The organism is Shewanella sp. SG41-3, from assembly GCF_014164545.1.
Classification (GTDB): domain Bacteria; phylum Pseudomonadota; class Gammaproteobacteria; order Enterobacterales; family Shewanellaceae; genus Shewanella; species Shewanella vesiculosa.
The window spans coordinates 144,643-160,812 of sequence record NZ_JACJFJ010000004.1 but is presented as its reverse complement, the minus strand read 5'-3'; the positions used below and the strand labels follow the sequence as shown (position 1 = coordinate 160,812).

General features: G+C 39.7%; 13 protein-coding genes and 1 tRNA gene. 5 read left to right on the top strand and 9 right to left on the bottom strand.

What is annotated here, in order from left to right; all coding sequences use genetic code 11:
- Positions 1-7: 7 nt before the first annotated feature.
- Positions 8-1,588 carry an ATP-binding protein gene (locus H5164_RS09120; RefSeq protein ID WP_124017284.1) on the bottom strand — a complete coding sequence of 527 codons (1,581 nt, stop codon included), beginning with the start codon at positions 1,586-1,588 and terminating at the stop codon, positions 8-10.
- 230 nt (positions 1,589-1,818) lie between these two features.
- On the opposite strand from H5164_RS09120, the gene H5164_RS09115 reads away from it, so the two are divergent.
- Complete coding sequence (locus H5164_RS09115; RefSeq protein ID WP_182755724.1) at positions 1,819-2,430, top strand: superinfection exclusion B family protein; 612 nt, start codon at positions 1,819-1,821, stop codon at positions 2,428-2,430.
- Between the two features lie 173 nt (positions 2,431-2,603).
- Here the strand turns inward: H5164_RS09115 and H5164_RS09110 are convergent, their stop codons facing one another.
- On the bottom strand, positions 2,604-2,735 hold the full coding sequence (locus H5164_RS09110) for a DUF3149 domain-containing protein (RefSeq protein WP_011635995.1): 132 nt from the start codon (positions 2,733-2,735) through the stop codon (positions 2,604-2,606).
- 349 nt (positions 2,736-3,084) lie between these two features.
- Here H5164_RS09110 and H5164_RS09105 point away from each other — a divergent pair.
- Positions 3,085-3,169: transfer RNA gene (locus H5164_RS09105), tRNA-Leu, on the top strand.
- 326 nt (positions 3,170-3,495) lie between these two features.
- Here the strand turns inward: H5164_RS09105 and H5164_RS09100 are convergent.
- Positions 3,496-4,467: a DUF4862 family protein gene (locus tag H5164_RS09100; protein ID WP_182755723.1), complete on the bottom strand. Its 972-nt coding sequence runs from the start codon at positions 4,465-4,467 to the stop codon at positions 3,496-3,498.
- Between the two features lie 468 nt (positions 4,468-4,935).
- Here H5164_RS09100 and nagA point away from each other — a divergent pair, with 468 nt between their 5' ends.
- Both nagA and H5164_RS09090 read left to right on the top strand, forming a co-directional pair.
- On the top strand, positions 4,936-6,072 hold the full coding sequence (nagA, locus tag H5164_RS09095; protein ID WP_182755720.1) for an N-acetylglucosamine-6-phosphate deacetylase: 1,137 nt from the start codon (positions 4,936-4,938) through the stop codon (positions 6,070-6,072).
- 17 nt (positions 6,073-6,089) lie between these two features.
- Positions 6,090-7,007 (top strand): dihydrodipicolinate synthase family protein, encoded by a 918-nt coding sequence (locus H5164_RS09090; RefSeq protein WP_182698409.1) that lies wholly within the window; start codon positions 6,090-6,092, stop codon positions 7,005-7,007.
- Between the two features lie 458 nt (positions 7,008-7,465).
- Here the strand turns inward: H5164_RS09090 and nagB are convergent, their stop codons facing one another.
- The 5 genes from nagB to H5164_RS09065 all read right to left on the bottom strand — a co-directional run bounded on the left by nagB (position 7,466) and on the right by H5164_RS09065 (position 13,524).
- Complete coding sequence (gene nagB / locus H5164_RS09085) at positions 7,466-8,266, bottom strand: glucosamine-6-phosphate deaminase (protein WP_182741782.1); 801 nt, start codon at positions 8,264-8,266, stop codon at positions 7,466-7,468.
- Positions 8,267-8,299: 33 nt separating this feature from the next.
- The gene (locus H5164_RS09080) at positions 8,300-9,184 is read right to left on the bottom strand and encodes an ROK family protein (protein ID WP_182755718.1); all 885 of its coding nucleotides are present in this window, start codon (positions 9,182-9,184) and stop codon (positions 8,300-8,302) included.
- Positions 9,181-9,900 carry an N-acetylmannosamine-6-phosphate 2-epimerase gene (locus H5164_RS09075; protein ID WP_182755716.1) on the bottom strand — a complete coding sequence of 240 codons (720 nt, stop codon included), beginning with the start codon at positions 9,898-9,900 and terminating at the stop codon, positions 9,181-9,183. The genes H5164_RS09080 and H5164_RS09075 overlap by 4 nt, the downstream gene beginning before the upstream one ends.
- Positions 9,901-9,931: 31 nt before the next feature.
- Entirely contained in the window at positions 9,932-12,622 is a 2,691-nt protein-coding gene (locus tag H5164_RS09070) for a sodium:solute symporter (RefSeq protein WP_182755714.1), read from the bottom strand.
- A 194-nt stretch (positions 12,623-12,816) separates the two neighbouring features.
- Positions 12,817-13,524, bottom strand: coding sequence for a transcriptional regulator NanR (locus H5164_RS09065; RefSeq protein WP_182698404.1), 708 nt, complete (start codon positions 13,522-13,524; stop codon positions 12,817-12,819).
- Between the two features lie 201 nt (positions 13,525-13,725).
- On the opposite strand from H5164_RS09065, the gene H5164_RS09060 reads away from it, so the two are divergent.
- On the top strand, positions 13,726-14,535 hold the full coding sequence (locus tag H5164_RS09060) for an alpha/beta hydrolase (RefSeq protein ID WP_182698403.1): 810 nt from the start codon (positions 13,726-13,728) through the stop codon (positions 14,533-14,535).
- Between the two features lie 394 nt (positions 14,536-14,929).
- Here H5164_RS09060 and H5164_RS09055 read toward each other — a convergent pair whose 3' ends face one another.
- Positions 14,930-16,123 carry a cyclically-permuted mutarotase family protein gene (locus H5164_RS09055; RefSeq protein ID WP_182698402.1) on the bottom strand — a complete coding sequence of 398 codons (1,194 nt, stop codon included), beginning with the start codon at positions 16,121-16,123 and terminating at the stop codon, positions 14,930-14,932.
- Positions 16,124-16,170: the final 47 nt, after the last annotated feature.

Genomic DNA, 16,170 nt, shown 5'->3' with positions numbered 1-16,170 from the left:
GCTGATGTTATCGCGGCACGCTTATCACGAACATAGGTCCTCCAAGGGGTGACATAGCAACATAGCGAATACTGCCTTTTATCTGCGTAATTGCATTAAATGCAGCTGCGAGCCCTAAGCCGACGCCACCTTTGTGGCGAGCGGTGGTAAAGAAGGGTTCAAATATATGCTCAGCAATGTCACTTGGAATAAGCGCGCCATTATTTTGAATTTCGATATCAATAGTGTCAGGTTTAGTTATAACATTAATGCAGATCTTCGCTTGTGAGGTATCTTTAAATGCATGTAAAAATGCATTTGATATCACGTTATTAATAGCTTGGGAGAGTAGGCTGGCATTAGTGTAAACCTGCAATTGCTCATCAATATTGACGGTTATCTCAACCTTTTGCGGCGAAAATATCATTATGGTTGAGTCGGTAATATCGCGTAATTGGTGATTAAGATTAAATAGAGTGTATTTTTCTTGGCTTTGTTCTGCCGCAATAGATTTAAACTGCTGGATTAAATAACTGGCACGAGTGATATTACTCACAATTAACTGACTGCTTTTTTGGTATTGCTCTAAAATCCCATTGATTTGTTCTAATGTGGCATGATCACTATGGATAAGCTTGATCAGATCTTCTACATAAGCCAATTGTGAACTTGCAGCCGTTAAACAAATACCTATCGGGGTATTAATTTCATGGGCGACGCCGGAAACTAATCCTCCTAATGCGGCCATTTTCTCTTTTTCTATCAGCACTTGTTGTGTTCGTTTTAACATTTGCAGTGATTGTTCAAGTTCTCTGGTTTGCTCTTTTACTTGGCGAGCAAGTTCATCTTTATAACTACGCTCTAATAATAGTAAGCGATCTCGATCTTCAACGGCATGCATTAAATCGACTTTTGATTGCTGCAGATCTTGATAAGATCCTCGAATTTGTTGCTGCATTGTATTGACGGCTTCGGCGACTAAACTGAACTCATCACGTTGTGGCTTACGGTTAAAATTTAAGGGCGTAAAGGGATTGTCTAAGCTAATTTCATCACAATATTGGCTTAATTGGCGCAGATGTTTGGTGACATTGAACCAGACCAAAAACAAAATAAAACCTGCAACGAAGAAGGTTTTGATCGCGTTGGACAGTAAAATCAGTATTGTTTTATTATACAGACGATCATAAATGGCATTGAGATCGGCTTGTACTGTAAGGGTCCCAACAGGAATATTTTCATTGTTGGTATAAATCAACGGAAATTGCTTTTCGATAACGGCCGTTTTCTGATACTCACCAAAATGCCATTCTTGATTACTGTCATCACGGATAGAAATATATTTAATGTCAGGTAATTGGCTTAAACCATAGAGTTGAGTGTTAATTAAGTCTTCGTCTATTACCCAAACACTGGATGCTAATACTTCTAAATTTACCGCTTCTATACTTGAAAATACGCGATCAATTCTATTCACATCCTCCTGATAATCACTTATGAGCTGATAAGCTGTCGTCACAATCGTAATCAAAGAGCTAAACACCACGATAGACAGTGTTAACTTTCGGGCAATAGGGCTCTGGAGCAATTGACGTATGAATATCAGCATATTTTCTTCAATGTGATTAATTACCAATGATGAGTGACATATAAAATACGAGCTTACAGCTTGTTGCGCTAGTGTTAATTCCAACTTTCTGAATTTTATTCAAGCATAGCTTGAATGTCCTAATATGGAATTGAAATGGTGTGAATAAAGATAATGTTAGTGATGTTTTTTTATGGCATATATTTTGCTTTAAGTCAGTATGATCAAAAATCTGACACTGCGGGTAAGCTATGATGAAAATAAAAGTAGGTTCAATAAAGTTGTTTAATAGCAAACGTTTATTCGTAAGTGCTATGACATGGGTTATTGTAACATGTACTAGTTTACTGTTTGCGCCTAAAGATTTACTGGCGTTTTTATCGTTAGATCACCTAGTCAATCAATATGGTCAGTTTATTGGCTTAGGATTAATAATGGGAGTCGCGTATTTTTTAAGTCAAATTTTTGCCTTTGTGGTTGATGAGTCTATTGTGTTTTTTCGCCAAAAACGCACAGTAGAAACCATCGAAGCAAAAGTGAAACTACTCGATCCGGCAGAACGAGCCTTGTTACGCGAATTCTTTTTACAGGGACAGACTATTTTAACCCTGCCGCAAAATGAGTTAGCAGTTAAAAATCTAGTTCATAGCAGTATACTTGAGATGCTTGGAAATGAGCGCCACTATGCGATTCAAGGACCAACGGCAGAATACAAGATATCGATGCCGGCGCGAAATTATTTAAATCGCGATGTATTACGTTTACCAGCAGGTGAGCCGAGTGCTGAGGAAATGACCTATCTAATCAAAACACGTCCACATTTTATTAATGGCTTGGTTCAATCACGCAAGCATGCCGCTTAATTTAATATTTTGTGCAGTATTTGATTGGTATAGATAAAAAAATGGGGGCCATATAGCCCCCAACTTGACATAAAAACACTCCATGTGTTTTATCGCCAATGTATGATTCGCAAGGAAGAATCCATATTGATCATGAAATAATAAGCAGTAAAATACTTAGCCTAGTTAGAGACTCACTTAGTAGGTGCAGACTTCACAATAAACATCCACATTAGATAAGACATTATTCCAAAGGTACAAAAGATTACAGTCATCGATAGTAATCCTATTGCGTTACCAAACATTAAATCTAACCAAAATGCCATGATATTTATCCTCTGGAATGTGAAATCATGATCATCATAAAGTCAAAACTCTGTCGTGATACTGATCTTGATCAATCTTCAGCAGTGATAATGTTATATTTGTGTGAAACTGCTAATTAGCTCACAAAAACCATCAGCCATTGTTATTTGGCACTATGAATGACTTTTGAGCAATTGAGTGTTTTTTATAGAAATAATAGGTAAAGTACTTGCGATTATTAAATGCAAAGGTATAATCGCCAACACTCAATTGTGACAACATAAGTTGATTAATTGAGTGGTTAGTTTTGCAAAGATATTTGCGTAAAGCAGATTTTTTTGCAAAGCTAAATACAGCTTACAAGTCTTTGCCTGAGTGATGAAATTGGTATACATGGGGGATTCAAAATCCCCTGCTTCGCGGCGTGTCGGTTCGAGTCCGACCTCAGGTACCATTATTTAAAGCCCTGTTCTTAATCGAACGGGGCTTTTTTATGCCTATAATTTAAGGTGACAGTGATAAGTTCATCACTTTAATACGTTAGCAAGCCATTGCATTCTTTAGTCGGTAAATTGACATGTTATCTATTTATACACCATTTCCGGTATAAACTGAGTTAAACATTTACTTGTCACTATGTTGCGCAATGCACTCAAATACTAAGCGCTAGAATGGGTAAAATGCACTATACAAACCATTAAAGTAAATTTTTAATCAGAAATACATGTGGCATATCTCATATAGATTATATTTGGCTGGCCAAAATGATTGATAGATTGCTCATGATTTTATTTCGAGTACGTGATCGAGCAATGTTGTTATGCTTTTTAAATAAGAAATTCGTTGGTCAACATTTGCCTCATTTGGGCTTAATGAAATTTTTCCACCAATAAACTTCAGTTGCTTGTAATCACACTGTTGCATGGTTTTTTCTATTTGCTCCATCGTTAATAAAGAGTTTTCTGCAAAGCTGGGAATGTATACGGCTTGTGCTGGAGGCATGTGAGTGTCTTTCCATTGCCCATAAGGGCCGTCTATATCTGAGGTACCAGAAAAGATGATCCCTTTTAACAAGCCGCTGAGATAAGCTTGTTTAGTATGTTGCAAGGGGCCATCGGTATTACGTGTTTCAATAGCTGAACGCCCCCAATTGATACTGACACCAATATCACTATTCAGTTTACTGTTAACGTGCGTAATCGCCGTCATTTCATCTTGTAATAGCATGAAGCCCTTTTCAGCTTCTTGCCCTGCGATATGTGCATCGCAATGTTCAATGACGAGTTTTGCGCCGTACCAGTTCCATGATTGCATGGCTTCAAGTGATGTTTGCAAAGCTTGAATAGATGATTGTGTGTTTTCAGTTATCTTTGGTGCTGTATGTATTTTTAAAAAGCTTACAGCCTCTCTTTTTAAGTGATTGTTTAATTTAAATATAGCTTGCTGTGCTTGTTGGTAAAAAGCCAGTGCAGCTTGTCTACCTGTTTCATTGGTGGAGGCTATGCCAAAATGCGGGTTTTTAGCAATCTGCCTCATCACCCCTGGAATTGATGTAAAAATGAATTGCCAATTCTCATCAATATTCTTAAGAAACCATTCATCATCATAAGGATGCAGCTTTCCCACAAAGGGGTGTTCTAAGCCAATGATATTACTTTGTAATTTTAGCCCCTGGTAGTAACTCGCTTCTAATTCTTGATCCCATTGCTGGGTCGAAGGTGCTGCGGCATACGCACCAATAATATATTCCATTAAATATTAGCCTTAATAAGCAGATTACGCTGTAGGTATACCTATTACACCACTTGAAGTGGTGTAATGCAATCCAGCTTTTGGATTTTTCTGATGAGTTGGATGGTAAATATCTCATTAATATCGAATGAAAATCGTTCATGGCCAAAGCAGAAGTATCTCTATGAACATCTAACAGCAATGTTTACGTAAGATTTTTAAAAAATATATTTTTCTAATCAAGTAACTGGTAAGGGAAGGATTTTAGACATTTAACTGTTGCTCAACTTACTGCTTTTCAAACAGCTTCATCATGCGGCTTAGTTGCTGATAGATTTTTTATTTTGACAAAAATAAATCAAAAGGTATATTGGTATAACAGGTTGATGGTGTACCTGTGATTTATTCTGCCAATAGTAGGGCTACTTTTTAAAAGCCTTGTTGAGTTCGCAAAACACTTTGTATGAAGCAACGTAAAGTCGAGAAGTCATGATAACAACTGTAATTGCCGAACAAGTATTTGATGGAAAAAACATCACTAATAACCAACCGATAAGTTTTGAAAATGGCAAGGTTATCGCTTTTGATGTGGTTAATAACGCCAAGGTTATTAAGGTTTCAGGCTTACTAACTCCGGGTTTTATTGATGTACAGGTCAACGGTGGAGGAGGTTTTTTATTTAACCATGACACGAGTTTATCAACGCTTAAAGCAATGGTTGAGGCACATAGCAAGTATGGGACCACAGGATTATTACCGACGCTGATCACTAGTAATCTTGAAACTATAAGTGCTGCCGCTAATACTATCGCACTAGCAATCAAGCAAGAGATCCATGGTGTTATAGGTGTACATTTTGAGGGACCGCATATCAGTGAGCCCAAGAAAGGCATACATAGCAGCCAGCATATTAGGCCCCTAAGTGAGCAGGAATTAGCGATTTATTGTCGCGATGATTTAGGAATAAAAGTGGTCACCTTGGCACCTGAGCGTGTGACAGGTGAGCAAATACAGCGATTAACTCAGCACAATGTAAAAGTGTGCTTAGGCCACTCTAATGCCAGTTTTGAATTAACCCAAGCAGCACTAGCTGCAGGGGCAGTTGGTTTTACTCATTTATTTAATGCGATGTCACCATTGACATCTCGTGAGCCGAATATGGTCGGTGCAGCATTGCTTGATAAATACAGTTGGTGTGGGCTGATACTTGATGGTCATCATGTTCATCCGGCAACGGCAAAGTTGGCAAATAGGCTTAAATGCTCTGGCAAAATGATGTTAGTCACTGATGCCATGTCAACCATTGGCAGTAGCCAAAAGGCGTTTGACTTCGATGGTCATAAAATTGTGCTTGAAGGCGATAAGTTGATGAGCCAAACAGGTCAATTAGCGGGTTCAGCATTAGATATGATCACGGCAGTCAATAATGCTCAAGTGATGCTTGATATACCTCTTGAGGAGGCGCTAAGAATGGCGAGTATATACCCTGCTAATTTTCTTGGAATAAATGACAACATACAGCAATTTGCCATAGGTGCTAATGCAGATTTTACCGTGCTTGAATGCGGTAATAACTCTGCCTTGCACGTTAGCCACACCTGGATTGGCGGCAAAAAAATATTTTAAATTTATGGAGATTTATAATGCAAAAACTGACTGGATTAATTTCCGCCCCTCATACGCCATTTGATAGCAACGGTGAAGTTAATCTTCCTGTCATCGATCGCATTGCTGAACTTCTTATTCGTCAAGGCGTGAAAGGTGTTTATATTTGTGGCACAACAGGTGAAGGCCTTAACTGTTCTGTTGCTGAACGTAAAGCGATTGTTGAGCGTTGGGTTTTGGCATCACAAGGAAAGCTCAGTATTACAGTTCATACTGGTGCCTTATCCATTGTAGATACACTTGAATTAACAAGACATGCTGAAACCCTCGATATTTTTGGCACTTCGATTATTGCGCCTTGTTTTTTCAAACCGAGTTCTCTTGATAGCCTTGTTGATTACTGTGCCACTATTGCAGCAGCAGCACCGACAAAAGCATTTTATTATTACCATTCAGGTATGTCTGGGGTGATGTTTGATATGGAACAGTTTCTTATCAAAGCTGATAAGGTGATTCCAAACTTGGCTGGTATTAAGTTTAACCATGTTGATCTTTATGAGTATCAACGATGTGTACGAGTGTGTGATGGTAAATTTGATATTCCATTTGGGATTGATGAGTTTCTCCCGGGTGGCCTTGCTGTTGGCGCGATAGGTGCAGTAGGAAGTACCTATAATTATGCTGCGCCACTCTATTTGGATATTATTGCTGCTTTTAACAAGGGTGATCAGCTGGCTGTCGCTGCCCTCATGGATAAGGTTATTGCTCTCATTCGTCCACTGGTACAATACGGGGGAGTTGCTGCCGGTAAAGCTGCTATGTTGTTACATGGTATCGATGTTGGTGATCCTCGCTTGCCAATTAGTGCGCTTTCTAACCAAGAGAAAGAGGATGTTGTTGCTAAAATGACAGCGGCTGGCTTTATGGAACACATGCCGCATGACAAAAATAACTAATAATAATTATCTTTTTGGTATTAGAAGATAATATTAATTATTTAGCATGAGGTTTTAGGAATATATAAAAAAGTTTGAACGCGAAGATTTTTATATTGTAGTGTTTTTAAAGTGAAGTTGTTGTTAGTGCGTCATATCTAACCATCAATATATTATTGGTGGTTTTTTTATGCAAGATAGTCGGGTAGGTAAATCTGGGCGGTAATAATTACTGTTCAGTGATGTGCTCTGTAGACAGTTCATCATGGCGAACAGGGTTTGCTTAATATTACCTTGCAGGTCCAATTGAGCGATCTATAGATTCCGAGTGGCAATTAGTGGAGAGCTTGGTATTTATTTGGTATGTGATGAGAGATTAGATGTGCTTTGCTATGAAAACATGTGCCTGTATAGCCAAGTTCATTAATATTTAGTCGACTAAATATTAATGAACTATGGGTGAACTATAAATAAGTTATCTAGATGAATAGTCCATAGGCTTGATTAATTTTTTGGTGTTCTTGGTTTGCCCAAATAAAATACTCTTGATCGCTTAATTCACATGCAGCCTCTTTGTCTAGCAGAATGATCGCATTTTCATGCATTTGTAAAGCGGATGCGGGACACATAGCGGTTACAGGTCCCATGATCATTTGCTTTACTGCTGCTGCTTTATTTGTTCCTGTCGCCATCAGTAACACATAACGAGCGTCAAGAATGGTGGCAATGCCCATTGTCATCGCCATCGTAGGTTGGTATTCATCTTTATCAAATAAGCGGCTGTTATCTTGTAACGTTTGCTTGGTTAAGGTTTTAATTCTTGTGCGAGATGCTAAGCTCGAAGTCGGTTCATTAAAGCCGATATGTCCGTTTGCGCCTATGCCTAATATTTGCAAATCAATTCCACCCGCATTGCGAATTTTTTTCTCGTAAGCAAGGCCTTGAATACGTGGGTTTTGATCTTGCTGACAGATAGGTAAAAATGTTTTATTTTGGTCAATGTCTATATGATCAAATAAATTATCTTTCATAAACTTGCGGTAGCTTTGTGCATTATCTGCGGCAATATTATGGTACTCATCAAGGTTAAATGTCGTGACATTAGCAAAGCTTAACTGTGCTGTTTGATGGCGTTGTACTAGCCGTTTATAAAGTTGAATAGGGGTGGTGCCTGTGGCTAGGCCTAAAACTGGAGTTGATTTTTGTTTAATAACTTCTGTAACCCATTGTTCAGCATGAGTTGCAACTTGGTCGGGATTATCTAAAATAATAATTTGCATGTTTGTTCCAATAAAATAGCATTTCAGTCGCGGCTATTGAGTAACATCATTGAAGTCATTCATCGTTTGAGCATACATGGCTGCGCCGATAAGATCCGCATGCTCTCCTGTTATAGGCGAGACCAAGCTAACCTGATATATCATCGGTAACTTGGCTATTTTAGCTGCCACTCTTTCTTTAAAAGCTGATGCCCCCCCGACGCTTCCTCCTAAGACAACCACAGTCGTACCTGTAAGAGCCTTAATATTCGCAATTAAATCAACGAGCGCATCAGCACATTGGTCCAGTAGCGTGGTTATTTCTGGGTGAGACAGATGCTGTTCGAACACGTTTTTGCAGCTAACAGCAGTCTTTAAAATTGTTGATGCTTGCCTGGCGATTGATGTGCCCGATGAAATAGCTTCGACGCAATTGATTCGGCCACAATGGCATTGAACACTAAGAGCCGTGGGGCAATTAACTGACATATGACCGATATGTGCACAAAAACCATCACTAGCAGTGACCAACTGACCATTTTGGATAATGCCGCCGCCAATTCCGGTCGACACCGTAATATAAACTAAGGTGCTGTCTTGTCTTTTGGGACCTAAACAATATTCTGCCCATGCAGCCGCTGCAGCATCATTTAAAATGACTACGGGCAGCCCAAATCCTGCCTTGAGCTGCTGCTGTAAGGGTAGGGCTTGTTTGGCTGACAGAAAGTTAACTTGATGTTTACCAACTTGTCCGGTGCAGGCTACGGCGACTATATGTGCTTTTTCAATCCAGTCTTGGCATAAATGAACCACATAACTCGCTAAATTATCGAGATTGTGATGAATAATCGAATCAGTCTTTTTTGATTCAATGATTTCATTATTATCCATCAGTGCGGCAGATATTTTTGTACCACCAATATCGATTGCGATGATCATATTGCTGTTTCCATTGAAGGCAACGCCTCTGTGATGCTAGTAGCGAACCATTTGGTAATATGTTCTACGCGGGTGATTGCCGAGCCGACAGTGACAGAAAAGGCGCCTAGTTTAATCGCTTTAGCTGCTCTTTCTGGAGAGTGATAGCGACCTTCTGCGATAACATTTAACCCTTTGCTAACCCAATGAGCGACGAGGGCATAATCGGGATCATGGGGCGGGGGATTCAAATCGGTATAACCAGACATGGTACTGCCAATAAAAGTGCAGCCATGTTGTGCCAGCATGAGGCCAGTTTCATAGTCTGCGCAATCTGCCATGGCAATACAGCCTGCATTATGAATAGCTTCAAGTAGCGCTAACATTGGTACTGGTCTTTGTCTTTGTGTACCGTCAAACGCGATAATACTGGCTCCGGCTTGTGCCAAGGCTTTTACATCTTCAATAAACGGGGTAATGCGAACTGGACTATCTATTAAATCCCTTTTAATAATGCCAACGATCGGTGTGCTGGTTGCCTTGGCTACAGCTTTAACATTTTCGACGCCTTCGATTCTTAACCCTTTTGCGCCGCCATCTACGGCGGCCAACGCCATAGCAACAACATGCTCAACCTTATCCATAGGGCCGTGATCAACCGGTTGGCAAGAGACAATTAACGACTGTTTTAATAAAGTTAATAGTTGTTTTTCTAAAATTTTATTTACTATTGTCATACTTATTTCCTAAAGGCTATTTGAATATTAATCACGATTTAATAGGGGTTGGATGCATGGTATATAAGGTTAGCCCAGTCAAGTCTTTGTTCGTTGTCTTGGACGTTTGTGTTAATAAACTGGCAATATAGCCAACGACTAAACATGACATTATGCCTATGGTTGCATATAGGTAACCGTCGGCCCAGCCAAACTGCCATGCAGATATCATGGTGGATACACCGGCTAAAATACCTGTTATCGCGCCAAACGAGTTGGCTTTTTTGGTTAAGGCGCCTAATACAAATAGACCACCCAATGCGCCCATAAACATGCCGATCACTTTAAAATAAGCTTCCATAAGTGAGCGGATTTCTGGATCGATAAAGATCAGTCCAGCAAGTGTGCCGAGTATGCCCATGATAAAAGTTAGCCAGCGCGCAGCACTCATATAACCTTTTTCAGTTTTCACTAAATTAAAAGGCCTTATGAAGTCAGTTACTAACGTCGTCGCGATAGAGTTCATACTGGTCGATACTGTTGATTGGGCGGCCGCAAAAATTCCCGCAACAATCAGACCCGCAACACCAATTGGCAGTTCAGTCGCAATAAAGGTGGGAAATATTTGATCAATCTGGATGGTAGGGTCTAATTTTTCTGGATGTGTTTGATAAAAGGCGTATAGCGCGGTACCAATACAGAAGAATAATAATGCTCCTGGGGCTGCAATTATTGCATTTGCCCAAATTGATTTTCTGGCATCACTCGGATTTTTTGTCACCATATAGCGTTGTACTACGGCTTGATCGGCAGTGTAGCTCGATAAATTTTGGCCAATACCACCAATAACAATCACCCATATAGACAGTGTTGTTATGCTATCTAAACTGAAATCAGCATTGACCATAGTAAATTTATCATCACGTAAGCCAATGTTTATAAAGTCAGTTAAGCCGCCATCTAAACCTGTAACTATGATGATAAAGCAGGCTATCGCACCAAGAATTAACACAACGGTTTGTAAGGTGTCAGTCCAAATGACAGCTTCAATGCCACCCATGGTGCAATAAATCAAACATAAGACGCCCATAATCAACACACTGTCACTAGCTGATAGTGGCGTTACTGCCGAGAGGGATAATGCTGTTAATGCCATAACTATACCCATTCGACCCACATGAAATAGGGTAAATAAGCCACTAGCAAATAGCCTTACACTCATATTGAAACGTTTTGATAGATATTCGTAAGCGCTAGTGGCGTCAATTTGGCGAAAAAAGGGCATAGCAACATAAATGGCCAGAGGCGCAACAGCAACAATCATCCATATGCCAATAAGTAATACCCAGTTACTTTGGTAAACGACAGCAGGCAGTGCGACGTAAGTTAATGAGCTTAACATAGTGGCATATATTGAGCAGGCTGCTGCCCACCAAGGGATAGATTGACCCCCACGGAAATAATCATCGGTATTTCTGTTTTTGAAGACAAAAAACAGTCCGAGCAATACCACACAAATTAAATACACCACTAAAACGGTCATATTAACTAAACCAAAATTCTTTTCCGGCTGTTTGAGTGATGCTTGCCATAGTCGTAATGCGCTAGGATTATTATTGCTGCGATTTAATGAGTAGATGACCCCGTCAGATGTTGTGACATTTTCACTAATATATTCAGTCGTTTTAGCGCCATTGATAACCTGGGTTTTATCGATATTGTTGGTTAAGTAATGTGTCCAACTATTAGTAATGGCATTAAATGATAAGGTATTGCCTTGATCGGTAAACGCTAAGATATGTGATTGACCAATAGAACTTAGGCTATTAATTCGTTGATTAAGTTTTTGCTTGGCAACAGAGATATCGCCAAGATTTTGCCACTGATTTTCAGCGTTTTTAGTATTGGGATCAAATTTCCAATGTCTAGTTAAAGCGAAAACCTTTTCTTGTGAGTTGAGATATTCAGCTGGATTGAGCTTGTCATGTGCAAGTTGATAACCACCTATGGCAAATATTTTGGCTCCAGTACCATCATTTTGAACTGCCAATTTAATCCCATTTTGGTAAGGCATATTTTGATTGGCTAAAGGCAATGAAGGTAAGCGCTGCCATGAGTTACTATCGATAAAATGGTCAAGAGTACGTTTACTATAAGATAATTTCCCTTCTGCGTTTATCAGCCCATTGAGATCCAAAGCAAAGAATTGGTTGTTCGCATCTGAACCGGTTAACACATAGAGGATATTGTTAATGACGACTGCTGATGGGGATTTTGCTGTGCTAGGTAATACTGGCAGTGGATAGCTATAAAGTGTTTTCGATTCAGGGCGCCATATAATGAGATTGACTAAATTTGTCGTTTTTTGTTTGGCTATACCCCCGGTTACAAGGGTGGCACCAAGGAAACTGGTTGCCGCGGCAAAAGATCTATTACCTTGTTCTGCCGACAAGTTCGTCACAATAACATTACTACCATCAACGAGATATATTGCTTCTGATTCAACGCTGCTGTCTGTTACCTGCTCTGCGATAAAGAGATATGGTTTAGCAGTTAAATCTACTATACCTGATGATATCACTAGACCAGTACCTTGATGGTCGATAAACGCACCGTGATTAATGTTAACTTTGTCTATTGAAGTCGTGTTTAATTCCTGCCACTGGATTGATGTTTGAGCATGGGTTAGCAACGGCATCATCAACATCAAAGTAAACGCTGACTTTAATATCTTGTTAATCATATGTACTCAAATAGTGTTGTTTTACTGTATACCTGTTATACCACCTGTTTTAGGCTAATGCTATGAAAATATACCATTCGATTTGAGAATTTTTAGCGAACCGCTATTGAAGTGATGTTATTGCGCTGCAGTTAGCAAAAAAGCTATCTATCGATAGCTTTTCTCAGTTGTGCTGTTTTAGTTATGACGCTCTATTACTCAGCGTAATATTTGTCGAATACATATTGTATATGTTGTGTCAGCTTTTTATCCGCACCTTCCACATCACGATTTTTAATGCAGGCTAAAATTTCAACGTGATCTTGGTGGCTTCTAGCGTTGAGTTCTTGCACATTAGTTTTTGCAGGACGTGCATCTATTACCCAATCGACAAGGGCTTGATGTATAGCTAAAAAAATAGGGTTACCGGGAATTGACGCGATGACTCGGTGAAAGTAAATATCGGTCTTTTTAAATTGGTTTTCATTATTTATCGCTTTGCCGTTTAGCTCAACCGCCTTTTCTAACTCCTGAATTTGCTCACTTGTTGCAAATTCAGCAGCATGACGTACTAAGCTTGATTCAAAAAAACTTCTTAATTGATCAAAGTACTGTAAACCGTTTGGCTGTGATAAAAAGTCTTTCGACATGCCTGACAATTCAGAAATAATGGCATCTGGAGAAGGTCTAGTGACGCGGGTTCTTTCACCGCTACTAATTTTAACCAAGCCTTTGCGGGCTAGTGCAGATAGCGCATCACGAATAGAAGGCCTACCAACACCAAACGCAGCCATGAGCTCTCTCTCAGAGGGAAGCGCATCTCCTTCGGCTATTTCACCTTGACGTATCATCATTTCCAATTCTTCTTCAACTGTTTCTGATAGCTTTTTTCGTTCAACAGGACGTTTAATCGTAATTGGCATTGGGAATTCCTTTAGTACGCGAGCGATTATGTATCACCTATCTGGCTATTGTACCAATGTGTTAAGGAATGTATATGAAATTATCTTTATGATTAATTTTTAATCATAAAGATGCAGTTTAGTTTGATATCTAAAAGCGTTGAGCTTGTGGTGTACCTATTGTACCATAGCGATAGTTAGTATCTTTTAGAGTACCTGCCTATGAACACTCATCAGAAAAAGACGGTCAGTTATGGGAGTGAAGGTCAGCAGTTTGCACATCTTTATACGCCGACCCACGCAAACAATACGCCAGTGGTCATTGTGGTTCATGGTGGCTATTGGAAAGATAATCACAGCCTTGAGACTTATGCCACTCGCGCCATCGTTGATTACTTGCAAACCTTTGAGGTTGCGATATGGAATGTAGAATACCGGCGCATGAATACCGAAGGTGAAAATATCAATGCGCCTTGGCCTACAACCTTTAAGGACGTTGCTGATGCCATTGATTATCTGCGTCATATCCAGCATAGCGAAAGCTTAGATTTAAGACGAGTTTTGATCATTGGCCACTCTGCTGGTGGGCACTTGGCGACTTGGGCAGCATCAAGAGAAGGTATAGCCGCTGACAGTGAGCTTTATTATAACGATCCTTTGAAAATACAAAGAGTGGTGACTATTGCGGGTATTTTAGACTTAGTGTCAGTGAACGATATAGACCAACCAGAGCAAATATATCGACTGATGGGCGGGACGCCAGACTGCCACCCTGATCGATACCTTGCCTGTAATCCGAGTCGTTTATGCCACCCGCAAATGGTGTTAACTGTGGTACATGGTGGGCGAGATACTTGCGTAAACGTTTCACAAGTAGCGCAATTTTGTGAACAAACTCGAGCTAGAGTGAGGCAAATTATGTTACCCACCGCCGATCATTTTTCGATGCTACCTCATAATGGTCATTGGGTTGAGACGCAGTGGCAGCAAATACAGCAATTAATTGCAGAGGAAATTGTGGCTTTAGGCTAGTTCGTCATCCCAGCGCGGCTAATGGGTAAAAGACTTATCGGTTGTTTTATTGCTAACCATTCTTTATTTGTGGAATTAAACACCTTGTTATAGCGGCTAAATGTTAGCTAGCTCGACATTTCAATAAAGTACTGCTAGTTGCTTCATAGATAATTCCGATTGAATCATTGTGTAGTTACACGATATCTGTGTAGTCGTTCACGCCATAAACGCGCTAATAGGGCACTCCAAATATCTGTCCTTGATCAGTAATGCTAGTGTTCGACATTTGATCAGTGCTTGGGGGCTAACAGTAATGACAACCTGATTTTAGGCTGAGTAAAGTATAGATAGTCGGAGCAGAATACATTCAGAGTTTCACCCTATACATTTAGCTTATCGCCATGTTATTGGGTTATAAGACTGTACCTTGATAGATGTTGGGGCTTCGTACTACGGGTTTAATCTCACCTGAAATCCAATAGATTTTATTTCCTTGCTGAGTGATAGTGAGTGGTCCAGCTCCGCCAGTAAATGGCACGTTATTAGTCAGTGCAGACCAATCATCTTTGTCGATATTATAAATAATCTGGCGACGACTAAAATTGATCTCTTGTTCACTCAAGCTGAAGTAATATTGTTTAAAAGCCGTCAAACCTTCATTTTTTTGTGTGGTCAATTGATAGATAGCATCATTAAAAATAGCGCGATTTACACCACCCAGTAATACTAATTGATCATCATTAATGGTAGCCACACCACCACCGGTTACCGAAAAAGGCTGTTTGTCCAAAGTGATAGGCGCTAATGTTGTCCAATGCGACTTTTTAAAATCAAAAGCATAGGCATCAGTTAGCACAGCGTTATCAGTCAAAAAACTCAAACCGCCGAAAATGTAAAACTGACCTTTATGATTGATCGCTGGAAAATCTGAACGATCAGCACCAGGAACAGCAGGAATATTCTCACTATTAATGCATGACTTACTGACGAGAGAGTACTGACAGACACGATTGTTTACTTTGCCATTTTGCTCTCCAGCAAAGATATACAAGTCGCCATCTTGCCAAGCAGCGCCACCTGAATGCCATGTGAAAGGTAAATGATCGATCAATTCAGTGGTCAGTTTATAATCTGAATCTAAAGTTAATTTTATAATGGAATCGAAGGCTTGTTGATTATTTTTACCTCCAACAAGATAAAGGCTGTTATCGACGACTAAGGTTGCTCCATGCCCTGCTTTGATAGGTAAGTGGCCATGTGCAACCAAGTTAGCGAATTTATTTGTAGTATCGAAGACAAAAATATCCGAATAGAATTCTTTTTCCCCCTGTTCAAAAAATGGGTGGCCATTAGGGAAATTGGCGCCGCCTGCGACAATGAGGTAATTACCTAAAAAACCGCTATAGGCTCCAGAAATACCAATCGATTCAGAAAAGCCATCGGGTACGGGTAGCTGACCAGCCTTTATCCATGAAATCTGTGGCGTGTTGTCGAATGATGAATCATTTTGTTGGGGATAATGGGTCATTTTATCTGCAGCATTAGCATCAACTGTTAACAATAATGATGCTATTAACAAATTTAGTAAGTTAATAAGCTTCAACATCCCCTCCTTAGTGGTTATTAAAAATAAAACCTAATCAGCACTGATTA

Excerpts from the sequence above, each read along its gene's own strand:
- H5164_RS09070 (WP_182755714.1), bottom strand. The coding sequence starts at position 12,622 with ATGATTAACAAGATATTAAAGTCAGCGTTTACTTTGATGTTGATGATG.
- H5164_RS09075 (WP_182755716.1), bottom strand. The coding sequence starts at position 9,900 with ATGACAATAGTAAATAAAATTTTAGAAAAACAACTATTAACTTTATTA.
- H5164_RS09080 (WP_182755718.1), bottom strand. The coding sequence starts at position 9,184 with ATGATCATCGCAATCGATATTGGTGGTACAAAAATATCTGCCGCACTG.
- nagA (WP_182755720.1), top strand. The coding sequence starts at position 4,936 with ATGATAACAACTGTAATTGCCGAACAAGTATTTGATGGAAAAAACATC.
- H5164_RS09115 (WP_182755724.1), top strand. The coding sequence starts at position 1,819 with ATGATGAAAATAAAAGTAGGTTCAATAAAGTTGTTTAATAGCAAACGT.
- H5164_RS09110 (WP_011635995.1), bottom strand. The coding sequence starts at position 2,735 with ATGGCATTTTGGTTAGATTTAATGTTTGGTAACGCAATAGGATTACTA.
- H5164_RS09060 (WP_182698403.1), top strand. The coding sequence starts at position 13,726 with ATGAACACTCATCAGAAAAAGACGGTCAGTTATGGGAGTGAAGGTCAG.
- H5164_RS09055 (WP_182698402.1), bottom strand. The coding sequence starts at position 16,123 with ATGTTGAAGCTTATTAACTTACTAAATTTGTTAATAGCATCATTATTG.
- nagB (WP_182741782.1), bottom strand. The coding sequence starts at position 8,266 with ATGCAAATTATTATTTTAGATAATCCCGACCAAGTTGCAACTCATGCT.
- H5164_RS09090 (WP_182698409.1), top strand. The coding sequence starts at position 6,090 with ATGCAAAAACTGACTGGATTAATTTCCGCCCCTCATACGCCATTTGAT.
- H5164_RS09120 (WP_124017284.1), bottom strand. The coding sequence starts at position 1,588 with ATGCTGATATTCATACGTCAATTGCTCCAGAGCCCTATTGCCCGAAAG.
- H5164_RS09065 (WP_182698404.1), bottom strand. The coding sequence starts at position 13,524 with ATGCCAATTACGATTAAACGTCCTGTTGAACGAAAAAAGCTATCAGAA.
- H5164_RS09100 (WP_182755723.1), bottom strand. The coding sequence starts at position 4,467 with ATGGAATATATTATTGGTGCGTATGCCGCAGCACCTTCGACCCAGCAA.